Genomic DNA, 22,681 nt, shown 5'->3' on the forward strand with positions numbered 1-22,681 from the left:
TCCGCCACCCAACCCGGTTTCCGCCACCCAGCCCGGTTCTGCGAGCAGAAAGCCGGCCTCAGCGGCGGAAACTGGCCTGAGTGGCGGAAGTGGGGGTAGGCGCCTCAGGGGGTGGTGGTGCCGTGCAGGGCCAGGGCGTACTTGCGGAACGCCCGCTTCGACAGCGGCGGCACGATCAGCCGCAGCAGCCTCGGCGCGTTGGCGACCAGCTCCGCCACGACCTCCGGGTCGCCCTCGTACTCGATCATCCCGAGGATCAGCGGCAGCTGCCGCTTGGGGTGCTCCCCCGTCGCGACCTCGCCGACGCGCTTCCACTCGGCCACGGTCAGGCAGCTGGCGGCGAGCGGCAGGATGCGGGTCTCCTCCGCCTCCATGTGCTCGTGCAACCCGACGTAGAGCTCGGCGAGCAGCGCGGCCAACCGGTCCCGGTCGGTGGCCGACGCCGTCCGCGTCCACGGGGGCACCAGCGCGTTGATCTGCTGCAGCAGCTCGTCGACGCGCTCGTGCTGGGCCTCCATCAGCTCGACCAGCGGAGCCAGCTCGTCCGGCACCCGCTCGACGAGCACGGGCCAGAGCACCTCGTCCTCGGCGCTGTGGTGGTGGTGCAGGAACTCGGACATGAAGTCCAGGTGCTGCCCGACCAGCGCGGCGCGCTGGACGTCGCCGGCGGCGACCCGCTCCACGAGGCCCGGCGCCAACCGGAACTCGCGTCGCAGGAAGCGGTGCACGGTGACCATGTCCCGGGTGTCCGGGCGCTCGGTCGTGTCGATGGCGGTCATGACATCTCCTCTGCGAGAACGAGTTCACGGGTGGGGGTTTCAGCAGGAGCGGTGGGGCGCGGACGACGTCCGGGCAGCCACCAGGTGGCGGGACCCATGAGGGTCATCACGGCGGGCACCAGCACCAGGCGGACGATGGTGGCGTCCACCAGGACGGCGACGGCCAGGCCGGTGCCGATCATCTTCACCGCCACCGAGTCGTCCATCGCGAAGCCCGCGAAGACGGCGACCATGATCACCGCGGCCGAGCTGATCACCCGGGCGGTGGAGGACAACCCGGCGACCACGCTGCCCTTGACGTCGTGGCTGCGGTCCCACTCCTCCTTGATCCGGCCGAGCAGGAACACCTCGTAGTCCATGCTGAGCCCGAACAGGATCGCGAACATGAAGAGCGGCACGAACGCGTTGACCGGCACCGCCTTCTCCAGCCCGAGGAACGACGTCCCCCAGCCCCACTGGAACAGCGCGGTGATCGCGCCGTACGCGGCGGCCACCGACAGCAGGTTCATCAGCGCGGCCTTCAGCGGTGCGACGATCGAGCGCAGCAGCAGGCAGAGCAGCAGGAACGACGCCGCCACCACGACCACGATGACCCGCAGCAGGTGCTCCTGCACGAAGTCGTTGAAGTCGATGAAGCCCGCGGTGGGCCCGGTGAGCGAGATCGAGTCCGGCAGGTCCGCCCGCAGGGTGGTGACCAGCTCGGACGTCGCCGCCGCCTGCGGTCCGGACGACGGCACCACCGTGACGACGGCCGTGTCACCGTGCGCGTCGAGCACCGGGGCGCCGACGGCCACGACGCCGGGGTAGCTGGCGAGCTGCGCGGCGAGCGCCGTAGGCGCCGGTGCGCCCGAGACGGTCAGGTCCTCCACCACCACCAGCGGACCGTTCGAGCCCGGCCCGAACGCGGCGTCCACGATGTCGTACGCCCGACGCGTCGTGCTGGACGTCGACTCGCTGCTCGCGTCGCTCTGGCCGAGGTGCATGCCCAGGACCGGCGCTGCCAGCGCGAGCAGGACGGCCAGGCTCGCCGCGGCATAGCGCCACGGGTGCTTGACGGCCTGCACGGCCCAGCGGTGCGCGATCGTCGGGCGCGTCCGGACGACGACGGCGGGCTCGCCGGCGGCGATCCGGCGACGCGTACGCCGGCCCAGCACGCGCTGACCGGCCAGGCCGAGCAGCGCGGGCAGCAGGGTGGTCGCGGCGACGACGCTGACCGCCACGACCAGGCCGGTCGCGACGCCCATCAGCATGAAGTTGGGCAGCCCGCTGACGACCAGGCCACTCAGCGCCACCAGCACGGTGCAGCCGGCGACCACGACGGAGCGTCCGGCGGTCGAGACCGCAGCAGCGGCCGACTCGACGACCGACTCACCGGCCAGCAGGTGCTGACGGTGCCGGTCCACGATGAACAGGGCGTAGTCGATGCCCACGCCGATACCGACCATCGCGGCCACGGTCGGGGTGATGGTGCTGATCTTGGTGCTGCCGGCCAGCACGGTCACCAACCCCATGCCGACGCCGAGCCCGGCGAGTGCGATCAGCAGCGGCAGCCCGGCCGCGAGCAGCGACCCGAACGCCAGCACCAGGATCACCGCAGCGACGGCGATGCCGATCATCTCGGAGTTGCCGCCCGGCGCGATCTGGTCGGGCACCTCGCCGCCGAGCTCGGTCTGCAGACCGGCGTCGCGCGCCGGTGCAGCCGCGTCGTCCAGCGCTGCGTTCGCGGCGGGCGGGTCGACGTCCGTGACCGGGGCGTCGTACTGCACGGACAGCACGGCGGTGCGGCCGTCCGCGCTGGTCTGCGCGGGCTCGACGAGGCTGACGTGCGGCAGCGTCTGGAGCTGGCCGGTGACGGCCGCGACCGTGGTCGGCGCGACGGTCCCGCTGTCGCCGTCCGGCACGTGCAGCACGACGCGGGCACTGGTGCCGGACCGCTCGGGGAAGCGCTCCTTCAGCAGGTCGGCGGCATGCTGGGAGTCCTTGCCGGGCAGGGTGTAGTCGTCGACGAGGGGGCCGCCGAGGGTCGTCGCGAGCGCGGCGACGACTGCGGCGGCGCCGAGCCATCCGGCGATCGTGCGCCAGGGGTGAGCCGCCGTGGCGGCGCCGACCCGGTGCAACAGGCTGGTCATCTGGTCCTCCGTGGATCTGGGTGCCGCACGGTGCGGCCTGATCCGAGGGTGGGGGCGGCCCCTTGCCTGCCACTTGGATCCTTCTTGGACGGGAAAAGGACGCTGCCGAGCACGGGGTCGCGGCTCTAGGCTGCGCGCGTGCAGGTGCACGTGCTGGGACCGCTCGAGGTGGTCCGCGACGGCCACCAGGTCGACCTCGGTGGCCGAAAGCAGCGCGCGCTGCTCGGCCTGCTGGTGGCCGCGAACGGACGCCCGGTCTCGGTGGAGCGGCTCGTCGACCAGCTCTGGGACGACGACCCGCCGGCCAAGGTGATGGCGTCGCTGCAGGCCTACGTGGCCAACCTGCGCCGACTCCTCGAGCCTGAGCGTGAGGCTCGTGCCCCGGCGTCCGTGCTGGTCACCCGCGCGCCCGGCTACGCGCTCGTCGTCCCGGCCGGTGCGGTGGACGCCGAGGCCTTCGCCCGGGAGGCGGCGCAGGGTCGCGAGCTCGTTGGGTCCGATCCGGGCCGGGCGCGCGACCTGCTGGTCACCGCGCTGTCCCGCTGGCGCGGCGACGCGTACGCCGACCTGTCGTCCGTGCCGGCGCTGGGCGCGGAGGCCCAGCGGCTGGCCAGCCTGCGGCTCGGTGTCATCGAGGACCGGTGGGGCGCCGAGCTGGCGGCCGGCGCGGCGGCGTCCGCGGTGCCAGAGCTCGAGGCGCTGGTCGCCGAGCACCCGGTGCGCGAGCGGCTGTGGGAGCTGCTGGCCCGCGCCCTGTACGCCACGCAGCGCCAGGCAGAGGCGCTGCAGGCCCTGCGTCGCGCCCGGCACTACCTGGTGGACGAGCTCGGTCTGGACCCCAGCCCCCAGCTGCGCCGCCTCGAGGAGGCCGTGCTGGCGCAGGACGCCTCGCTGGAGCCCGGCACCGGGCCGGTCCCGGTGCCGGGCGAACCCGGCCGCGCGGTCCTCGCCGACCGGGCCACCGACGGGGACGTGGCGCTCGGCCTGGTCGGTCGGACGGCGGCACTGGACGCCCTCGACGACGTGCTGGCCCGGGCCCGCAGCGGCCACGGCCGGCTCGTGCTGGTCAGCGGGGAGCCGGGGATCGGCAAGACCCGGCTGGCGGAGACGGCCGTGGCCCGCGCGCTCGCCGGCGGCATGCGCTGCGGCTGGGGCGGGTGGGACGCCGAGGACGGCACGCCGGCCCTGCGCCCGTGGGCGAGCGCGCTCGAGGACCTCGGCGTCCAGCTGCCCGACCTCACGACCGGGCCGTCGCAGACGCTCGACGGCGAGTCGTCCACGTTCCAGCTGGCCGACTCGGTGGCGGCGACGCTCCAGGCGATCGGCTCGCCGACCGGCAGCCTGCTGGTGCTGGACGACCTGCACTGGGCCGACCCGGACAGCCTGCGGCTGCTGCGCCGCCTCGCCGCGCTGCTGCCGGACCTGCCCGCCGTGGTGGTCGCGACCACGCGGACCGCCGAGGCCGAGATCTCCCCCTCGCTCGCCCAGACGCTGGCGTCGCTGGCCCGCACCGACCCGCTGCGGATCCCGCTCGACGGGCTGGACGTCCACGACGTCGCCGCCTACGTGCGCGACCGCACCGGGGTGGACGTCGACGACGCGATGGCGGCGGCGGTCGCCGAGCGCACCGACGGCAACCCCTTCTACGTCAGCGAGCTGGTCCGGCTGCTGGCCAGCGAGGGGGTCCTCACGGACCTGGCCGCCGCGCGTCGGCTGGACGTCCCGCACGGGGTCCGGGACGTCGTCCGGCTGCGTCTGGCGCAGCTGCCCGAGGGCAGCGAGGCCGTGCTGGCCACGGCCGCGGTGGTCGGTCGCTCGTTCGACCTGGACGTCGTCGAGGACGCCGCGCAGTCCAGCCCGGACGACACGGACGCCGTCATCGAGGCGGCGCTGATGTCCGGCCTGGTCGAGGAGGACCCGCGCACGCCCGGTCGCTACCGGTTCGCGCACGCCCTGGTGCGCGAGAGCGTGTACGGCTGGGCGGCGGGGCCGCGGCGGGCCCGGACGCACGCCCGGGTCGCGCAGGCGCTGGAGCGCCGCCGGGTCGGGCACATCGACGCGCACCTGTCCGAGCTCGCCCAGCACTACCACCTGGCCGGCCCGACGCACGCCCGGTCGGCGTGGACCTTCGCGGCCCGCGCCGCCACCCTCGCCGAGCAGCAGACCGCGTACGACGAGTCCGCCCGCTTGTACGAGATCGCGCTGGACGCCGTCGCCGCGGACCCGTTGGCCACCGGGCCGGAGCGCTACCGCCTGCTGTGCGGTCTCGGAAAGGCCCGGCACCGGATGAGCCGGGTGGCCGAGGCCTGGGAGCCCCTGGAGCAGGCCGCCGAGCTCGCCCTGTCCGAGGGCGACGCCGCGGCGGCGGCGCGCGCCGCGCTGCTGATCACCGACCACGCGGTCTGGACCTGGCGCGGCTACCAGCAGCCGCACCCGGCCGCGATCGCGCTGTGGCACCGGATCGAGCGCCAGCTGCCACCGAGCGAGGGTGAGCTGCGGGCCCGGGTCCTGGCGGCCCTCGCGATGGAGCAGCTCTTCCTGCCGGACACGGCGCAGGTGCGCTCGGCCCTGGTCGCCGAGGCGATGGACCTCGCCCGGGCGCACTGCACCGAGGAGGGGCTGCAGTCGCTGCTGCACGTGGTGCACGTCGCGATCGAGCAGCCGGAGAACACGCACTGGCGCGACGAGATCGGCGAGGAGCTGGTGGCCATCGCCGAGCGCCGCGGCGACCCGGGCGACCTGGCGCGGGCGCTGTGCGCGCGAGCGAGCACGTACGGCGAGCTCGCTCGCTGGACGGCGGCGCGCGACGACCTCACCCGGGCGCACGAGCTCGCCCGGCAGCACCACGAGGTGGCCTCGCGGCTGATCTCCGGCTGGGGGCTGTCCATGATGCGGTTCGCGGAGGGGGACGTCGAGGGCGCCGAGGCCGGGCTGGTGCCGCTGGTCGCGTTGCAGGCCAGTGTCTCCATGCCTGGCGCGGGCCTGGACCTGTGCCAGCTCGCGACGGCCCGCTACGCGGCGGGGCGCCTGCCAGAGCTCACGGACGTGTTCGCGAGCGCGATGCTGGTGGTGCCGGAGTTCCACGACCTGCACGCGCTGTCGCTGGCGCTGGGTGGTCGGGTGGACGAGGCGCGCGCGCTCATCGGTTCGTGGGCGAACCAGCCCCCACTGCACCGCGACTACCTGTGGGAGCTCCTGACCGTCGTCCGCGCACTGCTCTGGCTCGAGCTGGGCGACCGCGAGGCGCTGCACGCGCTGCGCGACGAGCTCGCGCCGTTCGCCGACCGGATCACCGTGGGCGGGATGTCGGCCGGCAGCCTCGGGTCGGTGTCTCTCACGTTGGGCCGGCTCGAGCTCGCGCTCGGCGACACGGCAGCCGGCCTGACCCACCTGCAGTCGGCCCTCGACGTCCACGAGCGGCTCGGGCTGGTGCCGTGGGCCGACCTCGCCCGCGACTGCCTCGCGGCGGCCCAGGTCACGACTGAGTCCGAGTTGTTCTGAGGCACGGGCTCAAGTGCCGCCGTGGACGTCCGACATCTGGCAGATGCCCCTGCGTTCCGACCGCTCCTCGACGTCCGTCACGCGTCCCGCTGACGTGCGCGCACTCGGCGCGAAGCTGCGGCTGGCCCGGCGGGTGCTCGTGCTGACCGGCGCGGGGATCAGCGCGGCGAGCGGGCCGGCGACGTTCCGTGGCGCCGGCGGCGGCTACGAGGACGGCGAGCTGGCGTCGTTCCACCACGCCGACCAGCTGCCCGGCAGCCTCGACGCGCTGTGGGCGTTCTGGGGCCCGGTCCGCGCCACGGTGCGCGACGCCGCTCCGAGCCTCGGTCACCGGGCACTCGCCGCCTGGCAGCAGCAGCGGGTGGCCGACGGCACCGAGGTGACCCTGGTGACCGAGAACGTCGACGACCTGCACGAGCGAGCGGGCAGCGAGCGGGTGCACCACCTGCACGGCAACCTGTTCCGCAGCCGTTGCCTGGACGAGACGTGCGGATTCGCGTCCCACGACCAGGCCAGCCACGGTGGCGCGGTGCCGGTGTGCCCGCGGTGCGGTACCCGGCTGCGGCCCGAGATGGTGCTGTCCGGCGAGACCGTGGACGTCGACGCGTTGTGGGCCGCGAAGCGCTCGGTCCGGTACTGCGACGCGTTCCTCGCCATCGGTACGTCGGGTCAGGTGCACCCGGCGAGCGGGCTGGTGCGCTACGCGGAGGACGTCGGTGCGCTGACGATCTGCGTCGACCCCGGTCCGGCGGGCGGCTCGTTCCAGCACCACGTGGCACTGGCGGCCGACGCGGCCCTGCCCGAACTGCTCGGCGTCCCTGGGTAGTGCTGTCAGCCGCGGGGTAGCGTCGCTCGGGTGAGTGACCTGACCGGGCCGGAGCTGGACTTCCTGCACCACGCCATCGACCTGGCCCGCGAGGGCCGGGCCGACGAGCTCGCGGCCCTCGTGGACGCCGGCCTGCCGGTGAACCTGACCAACCCGGCCGGGGACACGCTGCTGATCCTCGCGGCGTACCACGAGCACCCGGACACCGTGGACGCCCTCGTCCAGCGCGGCGCGGACACCGAGCGACAGAACGACCGCGGCCAGACGGCACTGGGCGCGGCCACCTTCCGCCGGCAGACGCGCAGCGTCGAGCTGCTGCTGGCCGCCGGCGCCGATCCCGCGGGTGGTGCGAAGAGCGCGCTGGACCTCGCCCGGTTCTTCGAGCTGGACGACATGGTCGCGCTGCTCGAGGCGCCGCGACCATGAGCCCTTCGCTCAGCCTGGGTGACGTCATGGCGGCGCGAGGCCGCATCGAGGGATCGGTGCGGCGCACCCCGGTGGCGGAGGTCGACCCGGCGGCGCTGGGCGTCGCCGGCGGCCCGGACCCGTTCTGGCTCAAGCTCGAGCTGCTGCAGCACTCAGGCTCGTTCAAGGCGCGCGGCGCGTTCAACCGGCTGCTCAGCGCACGGGAGTCCGGGCACCTGACGAGCACGGGAGTGGTGGCCGCCTCCGGTGGCAATGCCGGTCTGGCCGTCGCCTACGCGGCGGGAGTGGTCGGCGTCCCGGCCGAGATCCACGTCCCGACCACGGCGCCGGCCGTGAAGGTCGCCCGGCTGGCGGCGCTCGGCGCGCGCGTCGTCCAGGAGGGCACCGAGTACGCGCACGCGCAGGAGTCGGCATTGGCCAGCGCCGCCGCGAGCGGCGCGCTGTTCTGCCACGCCTACGACCAGCCGGAGATCTGCGCCGGGCAGGGCACCCTCGGGCTGGAGCTGGCGGAGCAGGTGCCGGACGTCGACACCGTCGTGCTCGCGGTCGGTGGTGGCGGGCTGATGGCCGGGGTCGCGACCGCGCTGGCCGGGCGCGCCCGGGTGGTCGGCGTCGAGCCCGAGACCATCCCGACACTGCACGCCGCACTGGCCGCCGGTGAGCCGGTGGACGTGGACGTCAGCGGCATCGCGGCCGACTCGCTCGGCGCTCGCCGGCTCGGGTCGATCGCCTTCGAGGCCGCAACCGCGAACGACGTGCCCAGCGTGCTGGTGAGCGAGGCGGCGATCATCGAGGCGCGGGAGCGGTTGTGGCGCGAGTGCCGGCTGGTCGTCGAGCACGGTTGCGCCGCCGCGGTCGCCGCGCTGGTCGAGGGTGCGTACCGCCCGGACCCGGGTGAGCGGGTGGCCGTGGTGCTGTGCGGCGCCAACACCGACCCGCGGGACCTGGGATGAGCGCCGGGTCGGCAGGTCATCCCCTCGATGCGCGGATCGAGGCCCTCGTGGTCTCACCCGGCCACAACTACTGGTTCCACTCGCGCGATCCCGCTGACGGCGTCGGCCCGCACCCGACGAGCTATCCCGACCACGTCGACGTCGTGGCCGGACAGGGAATCCGCGGCGACCGCTTCTACGGCAAGGTGTCCCAGCTCGCCTCGGCCGTGAGCTTCTTCGCCGCCGAGGCGCTGGAGGCGGTCGAGGACGAGCTCGGGCTGACCGCCGGGTCGCTCGACCCACGGTTGGCCCGGCGCAACATCGTCGTCCGCGGCATCGACCTGAACGCCTTGCGACACAAGACCTTCAGCCTCGACAGCGGCGATGGGCTGGTGGAGTTCGAGGCGAGCGGCGAGACCTCACCGTGCGCCTGGATGGACGACCGGCTGGCACCGGGTGCCCGGAATGCGCTGCGCGGGCGCGGTGGGCTGCGCGCCAACCCGACGACGTCCGGCACCTTGCGGGTCGGCCGGGTCATGCTGGTCACGGACGCCCTGCAGGACCCTGCGCTGGCCGGCGCCCGGGTCCGCCGCCGCTCGCGCCTCCCCTAGGTCGCCCCCCCCCGCACCATTCGCGATACACGTGCTTTTCCGGGCTTCATAGCCACGGGTAGCGCGAATCGTGCGGGGGTGGGTGGCGTCTGGCTTAGCGGAAGCGCCTGAGCCGCAGGCTGTTCGTCACCACGAACACCGAGCTCAGGCCCATGGCGGCACCCGCCACCATCGGGTTCAGCAGCCCCGCCACGGCCAGCGGGATCGCGGCCGCGTTGTAGGCGAAGGCCCAGAACAGGTTGCTCTTGATGGTGCGCAACGTCGCCCGGGAGAGCCGGATCGCGTCCGCGGCCAGCACGAGGTCGCCGCGCACCAGCGTCAGGTCCGAGGCCTCCATGGCCACGTCCGTGCCGGTGCCCATCGCCAGCCCCAGGTCGGCGGCGGCCAGGGCCGCGGCGTCGTTCACGCCGTCCCCGACCATCGCGACGACGGCCCCTTCGGCCTGCAGGCGCTGCACCACGGCGAGCTTGTCCTGCGGCGTCACCTCGGCCACCACGTCCGACCCGTCGACCCCCACCTGCGCGGCGACGGACATCGCCGTACGCCGGTTGTCGCCGGTCAGCAGGAGCGGCCGAAGTCCCAGCTGTCGCAACGCCTGCACGGCTTGGGCTGAGGTGTCCTTCACCGCGTCGGCGACGACCACCAGCCCCTGCGCGGCGCCGTCCCAGGCGACCCAGACGACCGTGCGCCCCTGCTGCTCGGCGCGGTCGGCCGCGGCGAGCAGCTCGTCGACCACGCCGACGCCGCCCTGCTCGAGCCAGGACCGCCGCCCGACCCGGACATCGCGTCCCTCGACGACGGCTTGCACGCCGAGCCCGTCCAGGCTGCGGAAGTCGGAAGCGACCGGCAGGACGCCGTCTCGCGCCGCGGCCTCCGCGAGCGCCCGGGCGATCGGGTGGGCCGAGCCGTGCTCGGCCGCGCCGGCCAGCCGCAGCAGCTGCGCCGCGGACCTACCCGGCCCGGCGACGACGTCCAGCACCTGCATGTGGCCGGTGGTGACGGTCCCCGTCTTGTCCAGCACGACGGTGTCGACCCGGCGGGTGGACTCGAGCACCTGCGGGCCCTTGATCAGGATGCCGAGCTGGGCGCCGCGGCCGGTGCCGACCAGGAGCGCCGTGGGCGTGGCGAGGCCGAGCGCGCACGGACAGGCGATGACCAGCACGGAGACCGCGGCGGTGACCGCCTCGGTGGCGGAGCCGCCGACCAGCAACCAGCCGACGAAGGTCAGGACGGCGACCACGAGCACCAGCGGGACGAACACCGCTGAGACGCGGTCGGCGAGCCGCTGCACGTCGGCCTTCCCGCTCTGCGCCTGCTCGACCAGGCGGGTCAGCTGGGCGAGCTGGGTATCGGCGCCGATCCTGTTGGCGCGCACCGTGATCCGGCCGCCGGAGTTCACCGTGGCGCCCACGACGTCCGTGCCCGGCCCGACCTCGACGGGCACCGGCTCACCGGTCAGCATCGACGCGTCCACCGCGCTGGTGCCGTCGACCACGACCCCGTCGGTGGCCACCGACTCCCCCGGCCGCACCACGAAGAGGTCGCCGACGGCCAGGTCGGCTACGGGGATCCGCACCTCGTCACCGTCCCGCAGGACGGCGACGTCCTTCGCGCCCAGGCCGATCAGGGCGCGCAGCGCGGCGCCCGAGCTGCGCCGGGCGCGCGCCTCGGCGTACCGACCGGCCAGCAGGAAGACGGTGACCACGGCGGCGACCTCGAGGTAGCTGTCCGCGCCGAGCCACCAGCCGAGCACCGACCAGGTCGTGGCCACGACGACGCCGAGGCTGACGAGGGTGTCCATGGTGGCGGCGCCGTGCCGGGCGTTGGTCCAGGCGGCCCGGTGGAACGGCCACGCGCCCCACGTGACGACCGGCACGGCCAGGGCGAGCGCCACCCACCGCCACCCGGGCACGTGCAGCGCGGGGATCATCGACAGCAGCGTCACCGGCACGGCCAGCGCGGCCGAGACGACCAGTCGACGGCGCAGCTGCTGCGTCTCGGCGTCCGCGTCGTCGCCCGGCGCCACCGGCTGCTTGGTCTGCGCGTGGTAGCCGGTGGCCTCGACGACCCGGACGAGCTCAGCGGTGCTCACCCCGGCCGGCGCGGCGACGCTGGCGGTCGCGGTCGCGTAGTTGACGGTCGCGACGACGCCGTCCACCTTGTTCAGCTTCTGCTCGATGCGGGTGGCGCACGAGGCGCAGGTCATCCCCTCGATGCTCAGCTCGACCGCGCTCATCGTCGACACCTTCAGCGCGCCGCGAGCCGGTAGTCGCCGGCCTCGTCGAGCGCCGCCACGACGTCCGCTCGCGCCGGCTCCGACGTCCCGAGGACGGTCACGGACGACGTCCCGCCGGCGACCAGGTCGACGTCCACGCGGGTGACACCGGGCAGCGCCGACAGCTCCTCGCGGACGGCGGCAGCGCAGTGCGCGCAGGTCAGCCCGGTGACCGCGTACGTGCTGGTGCTCGTGACCGTGCTCACGAGCGCACCAGCCGGGCGATCGCGTCGGACGCCTCGCGCAGCTTCGTGTCGCGCTCGTCGCCGCCCGCGGCCACGGCGTCCACCACGCAGTGCGACAGGTGCTCGTCGAGCAGCCCGAGGGCCACGGCCTGCAGCGCCTTGGTCGCCGCGGACACCTGCGTGAGCACGTCGATGCAGTACTGGTCCTGCTCGACCATGCGCGCGATGCCGCGGACCTGCCCCTCGATCCGGCGCAGCCGCTTGAGGTGGGCCTGCTTGGTCTCGCTGTACCCCGGCAGGGCGGGGACGTCGTCCGGCTGGTCGAGGAGGGTCGCGTCGATGTCGCTCATGTGCACACTATACCCCCTACCCGTATGGGGCACCCAGCAGGGGGCTTGCTCACCCCGGACCGCTGAACCCGTCTGCGGCGGCGGCCGGGGGTGAGCAAACCGGCGTGAGATGAGCAACAGGGGCGAAGGGGTTGCGCGTGTTACCGACGAGTAGCATCATGGGAGTTACTGGCGGGTAACACTGCCCGCACGCGCCTCACCTGGAAGGACCCGCGTCATGGGCCACTACAAGTCCAACGTCCGCGACATCGAGTTCACCCTGTTCGAGGTGCTCGGGCGCCAGGAGCTGCTGGGCCAGGGCCCGTACGAGGACATCGACACCGACACCGCCCGCGAGATGGTGCGTGAGGTCGCCCGGCTGGCCGAGAACGAGCTCGCAGAGAGCCTGCTCGACTCCGACCGCAACCCGCCGGTGTACGACCCGAAGACCTACGAGGTGACGGTCCCGGCGGCCTTCCGCAAGAGCTACCAGGCGTACCTGGACGCCGAGTGGTGGCGGACCGACATCCCCGCCGAGCTCGGCGGCACCGTCATCCCGCCGTCGCTGCGCTGGGCCATCGCCGAGCTCGTCCTCGGCTCCAACCCGGCCGTGCACATGTACTCCGCCGGCTTCGCCTTCGCCAAGGTGCTCTACGCCCTGGGCACGGACGACCAGAAGACCCTCGCCCAGCACCTGGTGGACCAGCACTGGGGCGCCACGATGGTCCTCACCGAGCCGGACGCCGGATCGGACGTCGGCGCCGGCCGCACCAAGGCCGTGCAGCAGCCCGACGGCACCTGGCACATCAGCGGCGTCAAGCGCTTCATCACCAGCGCCGAGGCCGACTTCTACGACAACGTCGTGCACTTCGTGCTGGCCCGCCCCGAGGGCGCCGGCGCCGGCACGAAGGGCCTGAGCCTGTTCATCGTGCCGAAGTACCACGTCGACCTCGAGACCGGCGAGAAGGGCGAGCGCAACGGCGCCTTCGTCACCAACGTCGAGCACAAGATGGGCCTCAAGGTCTCCACCACCTGCGAGGTGCGCTTCGGCGAGGTCGACGGCATCCCCGCGGTCGGCACCCTGCTCGGCGAGGTGCACGACGGCATCGCGCAGATGTTCAAGATCATCGAGTTCGCCCGGATGATGGTCGGCACCAAGGCGATCGCCACGCTGTCCTCCGGCTACCTGAACGCGCTCGACTACGCAAAGGAGCGCGTCCAGGGCGCCGACCTCACCCAGATGACCGACAAGGCCGCGCCGCGGGTGACCATCACGAACCACCCGGACGTCCGCCGCTCGCTCATGCTGCAGAAGGCCTACGCCGAGGGCCTGCGCGCGCTGGTGCTGTTCACCGCCAGCCAGCAGGACACCGTGGACGTCGCCGGCCAGGCGGCCGGTGGCAGCGAGGACTTCGAGGCCGGCTCGGCCGCCGACATGGCCGTGCGGGTCAACGACCTGCTGCTGCCGCTGGTCAAGGGCTGCGGCTCGGAGCGCGCGTGGGTGCTGCTGGGCACCGAGTCGCTCCAGACGTTCGGCGGGTCCGGCTTCCTGCAGGACTACCCGATCGAGCAGTACGTCCGCGACTCCAAGATCGACAGCCTGTACGAGGGCACCACCGCGATCCAGGGCATGGACTTCTTCTTCCGCAAGATCGTGCGGGACAAGGGCCAGGCGCTGGGTCACCTGGCGACCCAGATCCAGGAGTTCGCCAAGGGCGGCGGCGGCGACCTGGGCACGGAGCGCGAGCTGCTGGGCAAGGCCCTCGAGGACGTGCAGGGCATCGTCGGCACGATGGTCGCCGCGCTGATGTCCTCGGACCCGCGCCAGGACGGCGACATCGCCAACATCTACAAGGTCGGCCAGAACACCTCGCGGCTGCTGCTCGCCACCGGCGACCTCGTCGTCGGCTGGCTGCTGCTGCGCCAGGCCGAGGTGGCCGCCGAGGCCCTGAAGGGTGAGGTGTCGACGTCCGACCACGCGTTCTACACCGGCAAGGTCGCCGCCGCGTCCTTCTTCGCCCGCACCGTCCTGCCGAAGATCGCCGCCGAGCGGGCCATCGCCGAGGCCATGGACAACGCGCTGATGGACGTGCCCGAGAACGCGTTCTGAGTCGCGTCACCCGACGCACGAGGGGCCGCCACCCGGCTGGGTGGCGGCCCCTCGTCTTCCACGCCTACGGTCGGCGCGTGGTGTCCTCCGGCGGGATGCCGGTCTCCCGGTGCTCCACGACGGCCTGGTGCGAGGTGTTCGCCCGCTGCTGGTTGATCACCAGCGACAGGATGATCGCCAGGACGCCGGCCGCGATGCAGATGTAGCCGATGGCCGTCAGGTCGAGCGCGTCCCAGCTGTCCTGGACGCCGAAGGCGAGCACGCCGCCGACGACCAGCAGGAAGATGCCTCCACCGATACCCATGTCACTCCTCCTGTGCGGCCACCGTTCGGCGGCTCGTCGTCCCCGAGTGTCGGGGGTCGGACCCCGGACCGCACGTCGAACACGCCCATCCGGGTGACTCGGCAGGCCCGCTCAGGTGCCGCGCAGGTGCAGCTCGAGCACGGACGGCGCCCCCGCGCGCACCCGCACCGGGATGCCCCAGTCCTGCTGGTACAGGTGGCACGCGGCGCCGTCGGGGACCTCGCCGGTCAGCTCGTCACCGTCGCACGCGGCCGCCTGCACGCTCACGTGCAGGACCACCTCGTCGACGTCCTCGGCCAGCCGCAGCGTGCGCGTCAGCCCGCGGGCGGTCCCGTCGCCCTCGACCAGCGCGGCCGGCGGCGTCGCGCTCACCGTGAGCTGGGTCGGGTCGCCCCAGCGGTAGTCGAGCTTCTGCCCGGACGGCGGCACGAAGCTCACGCCCAGCGCGACCTCGCCGGGCGCCAGGTCCGTGGGCGGGCGCTGCGTGCGCCGGGCGCCACCGTCGACCCGCTGGGCGTCGGCCGGCACAGCCACCCTGGTGAGCCGGTGCGCGGCCGACTCGACGACCACGAGGACCGGGTCGGTGCCGTCCGGGACCTCCAGGACGGCGGCGCTGGGCTCGGCGAGGCCGGTGGCCAACGTGGTCACCTCCCCGGACGCCGGGTCGAACCGGCGGACCGCCCCGTTGTAGGTGTCGCAGACCGCCACCGAGCCGTCCGGCAGGGCGGTCACCGCCAGCGGGTGCTGCAACAGGGCGTCGGCCGCCGGGCCGTCTACGTGCCCGAAGTCGAACAGCCCGGTGCCGACGTCCGTCAGCACCTCGTACGGCGAGCCGTCGACCTCGCGGCGGTGCAGGTGCCGCAGCGCGGAGGTCTCGGAGTCCGCCACCCACAGGCGCTCGCCGTCGCCGGCCGTGGCCAGCCCCGATGGCTGGGCGAACCAGGCGTCGCGCGCGCCACCGTCCCGGATGCCCTCCGCGCTGGTACCGGCCAGCACCTCGACGGTGCCCGCGACCGGGTCGAACCGCCACAGCTGGTGGGTGCCCGCCATCGCCACCACGACGGCGCCGTCGAACCAGGCCAGATCCCACGGGGAGGACAGGTCCTGCTCGGTGGCCGGACCAGCACCGGTGCGCTGGCGCAGCTGGTGTCCGGTGCCCGCGACGGTCGTCACCGAGCCGTCCTCGAGCCACAGACCGCGCAGGGCGTGGTTCACCGTGTCGGCGACCAGCACGTCGTAGCCCACCTGTGCCGCAACGGATTCCGGTAGCACCAGCAGTCCCTGCGGCTCGCTGAGCTCAGCCGTCGCGGCCGCGCCGTCGGTGAAACCCCTGGCGCCAGAACCGATCCGACGCCGCTCGGTGACCAGGTCAGCCTCGAGCTCGACGAGCTGGTGGTGCGCGCTGTCGCTCACCAGGAACGTGCCGCCGGGCAGCACCGCGACCTTGCCCGGGAAGCGCAGGGCGGTGGACGGCGCGGGCGGTGGCACGTACGGACCGTCCCCGCGGTGCAGGGTCCCCTTCTGCTCGTGCTCCGCGACCAGCTCGTCGAGCAGCACGCCCAGCCCGTGCGCGTGCCCCTCACCGGACAGCTGGGCCACGACGTAGCCCTCCGGGTCGACGACGGTCAGCGTGGGCCACGCCCGGGCCGCGAAAGCCTTCCAGGTCAACAGCTCCGGGTCGTCGAGCACCGGGTGGTGCACCTCGTAGCGCTCGACGGCCGCGACCAGTGCTTCGGGGTCCGCCTCGTGCTCGAACTTGGGCGAGTGCACGCCGATGGTGACCAGCACGTCCGCGTACTCCTGCTCGAGCGGACGCAGCTCGTCCAGCACGTGCAGGCAGTTCACGCAGCAGAACGTCCAGAAGTCGAGCAGCACGATCTTGCCGCGCAACCCGGCCAGCGAGAGCGGCTCGCCACCGGTGTTCAGCCAGCCACGGCCGGCCAGCTCGGGTGCGCGCACGCGAGCGCTACGGAGGTTCGTGACGGAGTTCATGGGCGCCCATCGTAAAGCGAGGGCCCAGCGGGGCCGACACCAGACAGGACGGCAGAATCCACCCGGCAGGTCGGGCCGCTGCACTAGCCTGCCAGCGAACGGCGTACCGCCGGCTCCTGAAAGGCAAGGTCATGTCCGCTGGTCGGCTCGTCGCCGTCGTCCTCTCCGCCCTCCTCGGCGGGACGCTGCTCGCGTCCCCGGCCCAGGCGTCGGATGCACCCGCGACCGACGACCCCGCTCAGCGCGTCGTCCGGATCTGGTCCGGTCCGGCGTCTGGCAGCAGCGGTCAGCTGGTCGCGCAGGTCACCACCACCGGCGTCGGACCGTGGGAGTGGGCGCCGAGCCTGAACCGGCTCGCGCTGGGCTCCAGCGACCCGGTGGCCGTCATCGGGCCGATCCCCGGCACCGGCGTCCACGACGTCGTCGACACCAACACCACCCCCGGGCCTGGACAGGTGGCGTTCTGGCCGAACCTGCCGTACACCGCGAGCTGCTCCGGGGACTACCCGATGACCGGCAAGGTCGACGTGTCCCAGGTCGCCTACGACGACAACGGGTTGCTGCGTTCGCTGACCGCCGCGTTCCGCTGGCGCTGCAGCACCAGGCTCGACGAGCAGGTCATGGTGGTCCAGGTCTCGCCTGCCGGCGTCGATCGCGCCCCCGCACCCTGGCTGCGACTCACCCCACCGAGCCCCGGCGCACGCGCCGTGCTCGGCACCCCGCACGTCGTGACCTGGACTCTGAGCAATGACGGAACCGCTCCGGCCCACGTCCTCGCGGCGAGCGTCGACCGGTCGGGCACCGCGGTGGACGCCGACAGCTGCGTCGGCGAGCTCGCGCCAGGCGCCAGCTGCGCGATCGAGACCACGACCCCGTACGCGGACGACGCGTGGACCGGCCAAGAACGCGCCGAGCTGCGGGTGCGCAGCACGGACCCGGGGACAGCGCCGGGCGCCGGACCGGACGGCCAGGACGACGCGCAGCTCCCCGACGTCGCGGCCTCGGCGACCTGGCAGGTCGTCGCGAAGGAGACCGGCGTCGAGATCGTGGACGGCTTCGCCGTGCCCGGACTGGCGCAGGTCGACTGGCAGGGAATCGACGGCGCCCCGGTGGAGACCGGCGCCGGCCTCCCGCGTGACATCCTGGTCGAGCGGCTGGACGGCGACAGCTGGGTCCCGGCGGGAGTCGCTCCCTTCAGCACGCCGACCCTGGTCCGGGGTCTTCCGGAGCGAGGCACCGTCACCCTGCGGCTCATCCCCCGCACGACCGTCGCCGAGCTCCCGGCGACGGACTCCGTGCGGCTCGCAGTCGCGCCCGAGGGCATCCTCAGCGGCGACGAGGTCCGTCCGATCGAGGATGCGCCGCTGCTCGGCACCTCCGAGCTCGTCGACGCCCCGGGCGTCGCCGTGGCCGCCGTCGAGCAGACTCCGGATGGTCACCACCTCGTGGTCGCGGGTACGCGAGCAGACCATCGCGCCGTCCTCGGCACCACGAACGCGTCGGGGCAGGAGTGGCACGAGCTGGCCACCACCGCCGACGTGCTCCGGCAGCTGCGCGTGTCGCCCGACAGCACGTTCGCGGTCGCCTCGGACGGACGTCACGAGGCCGTCCGGATCGACCTCTCCTCCGGCCAGGTCACCCCACTGCCGACCTGTTGCACCCCTGCCGGCTTCTCGCCCGACGGACGCTCAGTGCTGATGTTCGCGTCCACGTTCACGCTGACGGGGCTGAGCTGGCTGGACCTGGCCAGCGGCACCTGGGGGCAGACGCTGCCAGGGACCGCCGGGGTGACCTCCGCTGACGTCTCCCGCGACGGGTCGATCGCCTACGTCGTCGGCGATCAGACGCCTGCGTCGGTCGTCCGGGTCATCCGGCCCGGCTCCACCACGTCCGCCGCGTTCTGGGCGATGGCCGGCATCCACTCCCCGCGCTGGGACCGGACCGGCACGCGGATGGTCGCCCGTCAGTACGGCGCCAGCGGTTCGGTCGTGCGCGAGGCCGACGGGACGCTGCGCACCGTGCACGCAGCCCTGGGCGCCGCACCGTCCTGGCTCGAGCCGTCGTCGTCCCGGGCGCCAGGGGTGTCCCTGCCGACACCAGGTGCGACGACCACCTCCCCGGGCTGGACCGCATCCACCACCTCGATCCCGTTCGTGGTCAACGACCCTGATGACCGGGCCGGCTCTGTGACGTCTCGGTGCAGCCTGGACGGCGCACCCGCCACCGCGTGCAGGTCGCCGCTGGCCCTCCAGCACCTCGCCGCCGGCGCCCACACCCTGCGGGTCACGGCGACCGACCCGGCCGGCAACACCTCCACCGCCGCAGCCACATGGCGGGTCGAGGTGACGGCACCGACGGCGGCCCTCTCGGCGCTGCCGACCGTGACCATGGGCTCCGTCCGGGTCGGCTGGACGGGTCAGGACACGGGCGGCAGCGGCCTGTGGTCCTACGACGCGCGCTACCGGGAGTGGCAGGCCGAGGGACTGGCCGGCAGCCCCGTGTACGTCCAGCCGTCGAGGTGGCAGGGCCTGCGTACCCCGTCGCTCGTCACGGCGACCGCGGCCGGCACCACCCGCTGCGTGTCGGTGCGCGCGCGCGACCGGGCGGGCAACGTCGGCCCGTGGAGCGCCGAGCGGTGCGTGATGACCCCCCTCGACGACCGCGGCCTCAACTCGTACGGGTTCAGCCGGGCCGTCCAGTCCGGCGCCTTCCGGTCCACGCTCTCCGTGGCGCGGTCCCCGGGCCGGAGCCTGAGCCGACCGGAGATCCACGGCAGCCGGATCGCCCTCGTCGTCACCACGTGCCCGACCTGCGGATCGGTCGAGGTCGGCTTCGGCCCGTACACCCGTCGCGTGAGCCTGTACAGCAAGAAGGTCGCCCACCGCGTGGTCCTCTGGCTGCCAGCGCACACGTCGGGCACCCGCTCGGTGCTGATCACCAGCACCAGCAGCAGGTACGTGGCGATCGACGGCATCGTGGTCCGCCGCTAGGTCGTCAGTCCTGGTGGTCGTCCTTGTGCGCGCGCAGGCTGCGGCGCATCAGCACCACCAGCACGAAGCCGGTGCCGATCAACCCGCCGGTGAAGACGTCGCGGGCGGTCTCGGGGTCCGAGCGCTCGAGCATCCCGGCGATGAACGCGGAACCACCCAGCAGCACCCAGACGATCGGCGCGCCGGTGAACATCACGTAGTTCGTCATCGAGCCCGAGCGGCGCCACGAGACCGCGATCAGCACCAGGCAGGCCAGCGCCACGACCAGGTAGAACCCCATCACAGCCGCCGGTCGTCGAGCACCGGGAACCGTTGCCGCACACCGTCCAGGCCGTCGACGTCCAGCTCGACCGACAGCACCTGCTCACCCTCGCCGGCCTCGGCCAGCACCTCACCGGTCGGCCCGACCACCTGGCTGAAGCCACCCATGGCGTGACCCGCGTGCGTCCCGGCCGTGTTGCAGGCGACGACGAACACCTGGTCCTCGATCGCCCGGGCCTGGCCGAGCAGCGTCCAGTGCGCGACCCGGGCAGCCGGCCACGCGGCCGGGACGAGGACGACCCGCGCCCCCGCGTCCAGCAGCCGACGGAACAGCTCGGGGAAGCGCAGGTCGTAGCAGGTGGCCAGACCGACCCGGACGTCGTCGCCGGCGGTGGCCGGGCGCGGGACGTCCGCGGTGACGACGTCCTCGCCGGCCTCGAGCAGCTGCGGCTCACCCTCACCGAACCCGAACCGGTGCACCTTGCGGTACGTCGCCAGCCGGGCGCCGTCCGGGCCGAGCAGCACCGAGGTGTTCCACAGCCCGCGGCCCTGCGCGCCGGGGTCGGCGCCCTCGGCCGCGCGCTCGATGATCGACCCGGCGTGCAGCACCACGCCGGCGTCGCGGGCGGCGGCGGCCATCGCCGTCATCGTCGGCCCGTCCAGCCCCTCGGCCCGCTCGGCCCAGCCGCGGTACGCGAAGCCCTCGGGCGCCCACAGCTCGGGCAGCACGACCAGGTCGTGACCCGCCAGGCCACGGACCATCGCGGCCACCCGGTCCGTGCGCTCGGCCACCGGCTCGCCGTCGCCGTACCCGACCTGCACCACGGCCACCCTCACCGGCGGACCTCCTCGTCGTCGTTGCGCCCGGCCAGCTGGGCGAGCCGGGCGTTGTACTCGCTGAGCTCGGCGTCGCCGTCCCGGTCGGCCTGGCGGTCGCTCCGGCGCGCCTCGCGGTCGTCCGAGCGGACCCAGGCGATCGCGATCCCCATGCCGAGCAGCAGCACCGGCAGCTCGCCGACCCCCCAGGCGATCGCGCCGCCGTACTGCTGGTCGGCCAGCGGGCTGCGTCCCCAGGTGCGCCCCATCGACGCCAGCACCTCGGGCGCGAGCAGCTGGCTGCCCTGGATGAGCGCGACGCCGAAGAACGCGTGGAACGCCATGGTGGCGAACAGCAGCAGCAGCCGCATCGGGTACGGCGGGCGGGCCGGGCCGGGGTCGACACCGATCAGCACGTTCGCGAACAGGTACCCGACCAGCAGGAAGTGCGCGTGCATCAGGACGTGCCCGGTGTGGGTGCGCAGCGACAGCTCGAACAGCGGCGAGTAGTAGAACGCGATCAGGCTGCCGGCGAACAGCGCTGCCGCGACCAGCGGGTGACCGAGCACCGCCAGCACCCGCGAGTGGACGACGGCCAGCAACCACTCGCGGGGGCCGCGGCTGCCGTCGTGGCGCGGACTGAGCGTGCGCAGCGCCAGCGTGACCGGGGCCCCGAGCACCAGCAGCGCCGGCACGACCATCGACATGGTCATGTGGCCGAGCATGTGCGCGCTGAACAGCACGCGGCCGTACACGCCGGGAGCGCCGCCGGTGGCCCAGACCAGGACGAGGCAGCCGACCACCCACGAGACGGTCCGCATGACCGGCCAGCCGTCCCCTCGGCGGGCCATCCGCACCGCGCCGGTGACGTACAGGCCGAGCAGCACGACGGCGACCGTCGTCCAGAGCAGGTCGAGCCGCCAGGAGGTGAGCCAGGTGATCGCCTCGAGCGGCGCCGGCATCGGGTAGCCGGTCAGGGCCAGCGCGGCGTCGCCGCCGGCGTCCTCGGCTCGCGGCGGTGCGCTGTTCGCGAGCGCCACGGCGACCCCGATCGCGACGCCCATGACGACCAGCTCGCCGGCCACCAGCTGCCAGAACGCGGACTGCGAGCCCGCCCGGGCCGGCTGGGCGTCGGTAGCGGCCGCGGACATCCGGGCGATCGTGCGGCGGCGGTGGGCGAGCCCGGCGAGGCCGAGCAGGACGAGCGCGACGACCTTGGCCAGCACCAGCACCCCGTAGCGGGTGGACAGCCCGGACCAGCCGCCCAGGCGCAGCCAGGCGTTGACCACCCCGGACGCCCCGACCGCCACGAACGCCCACAGCGCCAGGCTCGAGTAGCGGCGCACGACGACCACGTCGAGGTCCCCGGCGGTGACCGCGGCGCGCAGCAGCATGAGGGCTGCCAGGCCGCCGACCCAGACGGTGACGCCGACGAGGTGGAACGCGAGGCTGTCGACGGCGAGCTCGTGGTCCGTGGAGCCGGCGGCGTGCCCGGTGAGCGCGACGGGCAGCAGGGCGCCGACGGCGAGCGCCGCCATCCAGCCGACCGTGTTGAAGCGGGTGGCCACGATCGCGCCGGTGGCGACCACTACGACGACGAGCGAGCTGATCAGCAGCGCGCGCAGCAGGTCGATCTGGGTGAGGAAGCTCCCGAGCTGCGCGGAGAACCCCGGGGCGCCCGGCGCGACGCCGGACAGGCGGGCGTAGCTGAGCACGAGCACGACGGCGCCAGCCGCCGCCCACACCAGCGCCGTGGCGCCCGCCAGCCGGACGACGGCGAGCGACGGCCCGTCGATGACCGGGGACGGCGCGTGCCGGACGCCGGACGTCGGCGACCCAGAGCCGCGGCGGCGCCGTCCGGGCCCGGCGGGTAGGGCCACCGCTGCGAGCACGAGCAGGCCGACGGTCAGGGAGGCGGCGACGTCGTTGAGCACGCGGGCGACGGGCAGTCCCCAGCGGGTGAGGGCGCCGGCGTCGTCCACGGTGAGCGCGTCGCTCGCGCCGGTGAGCAGTAGGCCGAGGACGCAGGCCAGCAGGGCGGCCGCTGTGATGGTCGCGGCGATCCGGGTCAGGCGCAGGCCGCGCGGGAGCGAAGCAGAGGCGGCCATGTGCTCAGCGTAAGCGTCGGTCCGGAACGGATTTGCCTTGGAGGCGGAATCCGGGGCACTCTTGGTCGGTTGCTTGTATCAAGCAACTAATCACTAGAGCGACGAAG

At 73.7% G+C, this 22,681-nt stretch carries 17 protein-coding genes; 7 read left to right on the top strand and 10 right to left on the bottom strand.

Annotation, left to right across the window (positions count from 1 at the left end; all coding sequences use genetic code 11):
- Positions 1–104: 104 nt before the first annotated feature.
- Complete coding sequence (locus ABEB17_RS06925) at positions 105–779, bottom strand: hemerythrin domain-containing protein (protein ID WP_345715945.1); 675 nt, start codon at positions 777–779, stop codon at positions 105–107.
- Positions 776–2,908: an MMPL family transporter gene (locus tag ABEB17_RS06930; RefSeq protein ID WP_345715946.1), complete on the bottom strand. Its 2,133-nt coding sequence runs from the start codon at positions 2,906–2,908 to the stop codon at positions 776–778. The genes ABEB17_RS06925 and ABEB17_RS06930 overlap by 4 nt, the downstream gene beginning before the upstream one ends.
- Before the next feature lie 138 nt (positions 2,909–3,046).
- Between ABEB17_RS06930 and ABEB17_RS06935 the strand changes: the two genes are divergently transcribed.
- From ABEB17_RS06935 to ABEB17_RS06955, 5 genes are read left to right on the top strand one after another with little or no spacing between them, the layout of a single operon-like run.
- Positions 3,047–6,409, top strand: a complete 3,363-nt coding sequence (locus ABEB17_RS06935; protein ID WP_345715947.1) for an ATP-binding protein — start codon at positions 3,047–3,049, stop codon at positions 6,407–6,409.
- Between the two features lie 43 nt (positions 6,410–6,452).
- Positions 6,453–7,235: an SIR2 family NAD-dependent protein deacylase gene (locus ABEB17_RS06940; protein WP_345715948.1), complete on the top strand. Its 783-nt coding sequence runs from the start codon at positions 6,453–6,455 to the stop codon at positions 7,233–7,235.
- A gap of 30 nt (positions 7,236–7,265) precedes the next feature.
- Complete coding sequence (locus tag ABEB17_RS06945) at positions 7,266–7,661, top strand: ankyrin repeat domain-containing protein (protein WP_345715949.1); 396 nt, start codon at positions 7,266–7,268, stop codon at positions 7,659–7,661.
- The gene (locus ABEB17_RS06950; protein WP_345715950.1) at positions 7,658–8,614 is read left to right on the top strand and encodes a threonine/serine dehydratase; all 957 of its coding nucleotides are present in this window, start codon (positions 7,658–7,660) and stop codon (positions 8,612–8,614) included. Before ABEB17_RS06945 ends, ABEB17_RS06950 begins: the two co-directional genes overlap by 4 nt.
- A complete protein-coding gene (locus ABEB17_RS06955) occupies positions 8,611–9,204 on the top strand; it encodes an MOSC domain-containing protein (protein ID WP_345715951.1) in 594 nt (197 codons plus the stop codon). The genes ABEB17_RS06950 and ABEB17_RS06955 overlap by 4 nt, the downstream gene beginning before the upstream one ends.
- A gap of 94 nt (positions 9,205–9,298) precedes the next feature.
- Here the strand turns inward: ABEB17_RS06955 and ABEB17_RS06960 are convergent, their stop codons facing one another.
- From ABEB17_RS06960 to ABEB17_RS06970, 3 genes are read right to left on the bottom strand one after another with little or no spacing between them, the layout of a single operon-like run.
- The gene (locus ABEB17_RS06960; RefSeq protein WP_345715952.1) at positions 9,299–11,440 is read right to left on the bottom strand and encodes a heavy metal translocating P-type ATPase; all 2,142 of its coding nucleotides are present in this window, start codon (positions 11,438–11,440) and stop codon (positions 9,299–9,301) included.
- Between the two features lie 11 nt (positions 11,441–11,451).
- On the bottom strand, positions 11,452–11,685 hold the full coding sequence (locus ABEB17_RS06965) for a heavy-metal-associated domain-containing protein (RefSeq protein ID WP_345715953.1): 234 nt from the start codon (positions 11,683–11,685) through the stop codon (positions 11,452–11,454).
- On the bottom strand, positions 11,682–12,014 hold the full coding sequence (locus tag ABEB17_RS06970) for a metal-sensitive transcriptional regulator (protein ID WP_345715954.1): 333 nt from the start codon (positions 12,012–12,014) through the stop codon (positions 11,682–11,684). The genes ABEB17_RS06965 and ABEB17_RS06970 overlap by 4 nt, the downstream gene beginning before the upstream one ends.
- A 217-nt stretch (positions 12,015–12,231) precedes the next feature.
- Between ABEB17_RS06970 and ABEB17_RS06975 the strand changes: the two genes are divergently transcribed.
- The gene (locus tag ABEB17_RS06975; protein WP_345715955.1) at positions 12,232–14,103 is read left to right on the top strand and encodes an acyl-CoA dehydrogenase; all 1,872 of its coding nucleotides are present in this window, start codon (positions 12,232–12,234) and stop codon (positions 14,101–14,103) included.
- 64 nt (positions 14,104–14,167) lie between these two features.
- Here ABEB17_RS06975 and ABEB17_RS06980 read toward each other — a convergent pair whose 3' ends face one another.
- Complete coding sequence (locus tag ABEB17_RS06980) at positions 14,168–14,407, bottom strand: DUF6458 family protein (protein ID WP_345715956.1); 240 nt, start codon at positions 14,405–14,407, stop codon at positions 14,168–14,170.
- A gap of 111 nt (positions 14,408–14,518) precedes the next feature.
- A complete protein-coding gene (locus ABEB17_RS06985; protein ID WP_345715957.1) occupies positions 14,519–16,399 on the bottom strand; it encodes an NHL domain-containing thioredoxin family protein in 1,881 nt (626 codons plus the stop codon).
- A gap of 131 nt (positions 16,400–16,530) precedes the next feature.
- Here ABEB17_RS06985 and ABEB17_RS06990 point away from each other — a divergent pair, with 131 nt between their 5' ends.
- On the top strand, positions 16,531–19,389 hold the full coding sequence (locus ABEB17_RS06990) for a hypothetical protein (RefSeq protein WP_345715958.1): 2,859 nt from the start codon (positions 16,531–16,533) through the stop codon (positions 19,387–19,389).
- Between the two features lie 4 nt (positions 19,390–19,393).
- Here ABEB17_RS06990 and ABEB17_RS06995 read toward each other — a convergent pair whose 3' ends face one another.
- Genes ABEB17_RS06995 through ABEB17_RS07005 form a run of 3 tightly spaced genes read right to left on the bottom strand, consistent with a single transcriptional unit; the run spans position 19,394 to position 22,574 of the window.
- The gene (locus ABEB17_RS06995; RefSeq protein ID WP_345715959.1) at positions 19,394–19,669 is read right to left on the bottom strand and encodes a hypothetical protein; all 276 of its coding nucleotides are present in this window, start codon (positions 19,667–19,669) and stop codon (positions 19,394–19,396) included.
- Positions 19,669–20,487 (bottom strand): carbon-nitrogen family hydrolase, encoded by an 819-nt coding sequence (locus ABEB17_RS07000; RefSeq protein WP_345715960.1) that lies wholly within the window; start codon positions 20,485–20,487, stop codon positions 19,669–19,671. Before ABEB17_RS07000 ends, ABEB17_RS06995 begins: the two co-directional genes overlap by 1 nt.
- Positions 20,484–22,574 carry a bifunctional copper resistance protein CopD/cytochrome c oxidase assembly protein gene (locus ABEB17_RS07005; protein WP_345715961.1) on the bottom strand — a complete coding sequence of 697 codons (2,091 nt, stop codon included), beginning with the start codon at positions 22,572–22,574 and terminating at the stop codon, positions 20,484–20,486. The genes ABEB17_RS07000 and ABEB17_RS07005 overlap by 4 nt, the downstream gene beginning before the upstream one ends.
- Between the last annotated feature and the right edge of the window lie 107 nt (positions 22,575–22,681).

The sequence above is a fragment of the Angustibacter luteus genome, assembly GCF_039541115.1.
GTDB lineage: Bacteria > Actinomycetota > Actinomycetes > Actinomycetales > Angustibacteraceae > Angustibacter > Angustibacter luteus.

Bases quoted from the DNA above. Each gene is read 5' to 3' on its own strand.
- ABEB17_RS06960 (WP_345715952.1), bottom strand. From the start codon at position 11,440: ATGAGCGCGGTCGAGCTGAGCATCGAGGGGATGACCTGCGCCTCGTGC.
- ABEB17_RS06940 (WP_345715948.1), top strand. From the start codon at position 6,453: ATGCCCCTGCGTTCCGACCGCTCCTCGACGTCCGTCACGCGTCCCGCT.
- ABEB17_RS06990 (WP_345715958.1), top strand. From the start codon at position 16,531: ATGTCCGCTGGTCGGCTCGTCGCCGTCGTCCTCTCCGCCCTCCTCGGC.
- ABEB17_RS06995 (WP_345715959.1), bottom strand. From the start codon at position 19,669: ATGGGGTTCTACCTGGTCGTGGCGCTGGCCTGCCTGGTGCTGATCGCG.
- ABEB17_RS06955 (WP_345715951.1), top strand. From the start codon at position 8,611: ATGAGCGCCGGGTCGGCAGGTCATCCCCTCGATGCGCGGATCGAGGCC.
- ABEB17_RS06950 (WP_345715950.1), top strand. From the start codon at position 7,658: ATGAGCCCTTCGCTCAGCCTGGGTGACGTCATGGCGGCGCGAGGCCGC.
- ABEB17_RS06925 (WP_345715945.1), bottom strand. From the start codon at position 779: ATGACCGCCATCGACACGACCGAGCGCCCGGACACCCGGGACATGGTC.
- ABEB17_RS06975 (WP_345715955.1), top strand. From the start codon at position 12,232: ATGGGCCACTACAAGTCCAACGTCCGCGACATCGAGTTCACCCTGTTC.
- ABEB17_RS06930 (WP_345715946.1), bottom strand. From the start codon at position 2,908: ATGACCAGCCTGTTGCACCGGGTCGGCGCCGCCACGGCGGCTCACCCC.
- ABEB17_RS06970 (WP_345715954.1), bottom strand. From the start codon at position 12,014: ATGAGCGACATCGACGCGACCCTCCTCGACCAGCCGGACGACGTCCCC.
- ABEB17_RS06980 (WP_345715956.1), bottom strand. From the start codon at position 14,407: ATGGGTATCGGTGGAGGCATCTTCCTGCTGGTCGTCGGCGGCGTGCTC.
- ABEB17_RS07005 (WP_345715961.1), bottom strand. From the start codon at position 22,574: ATGGCCGCCTCTGCTTCGCTCCCGCGCGGCCTGCGCCTGACCCGGATC.
- ABEB17_RS06985 (WP_345715957.1), bottom strand. From the start codon at position 16,399: ATGAACTCCGTCACGAACCTCCGTAGCGCTCGCGTGCGCGCACCCGAG.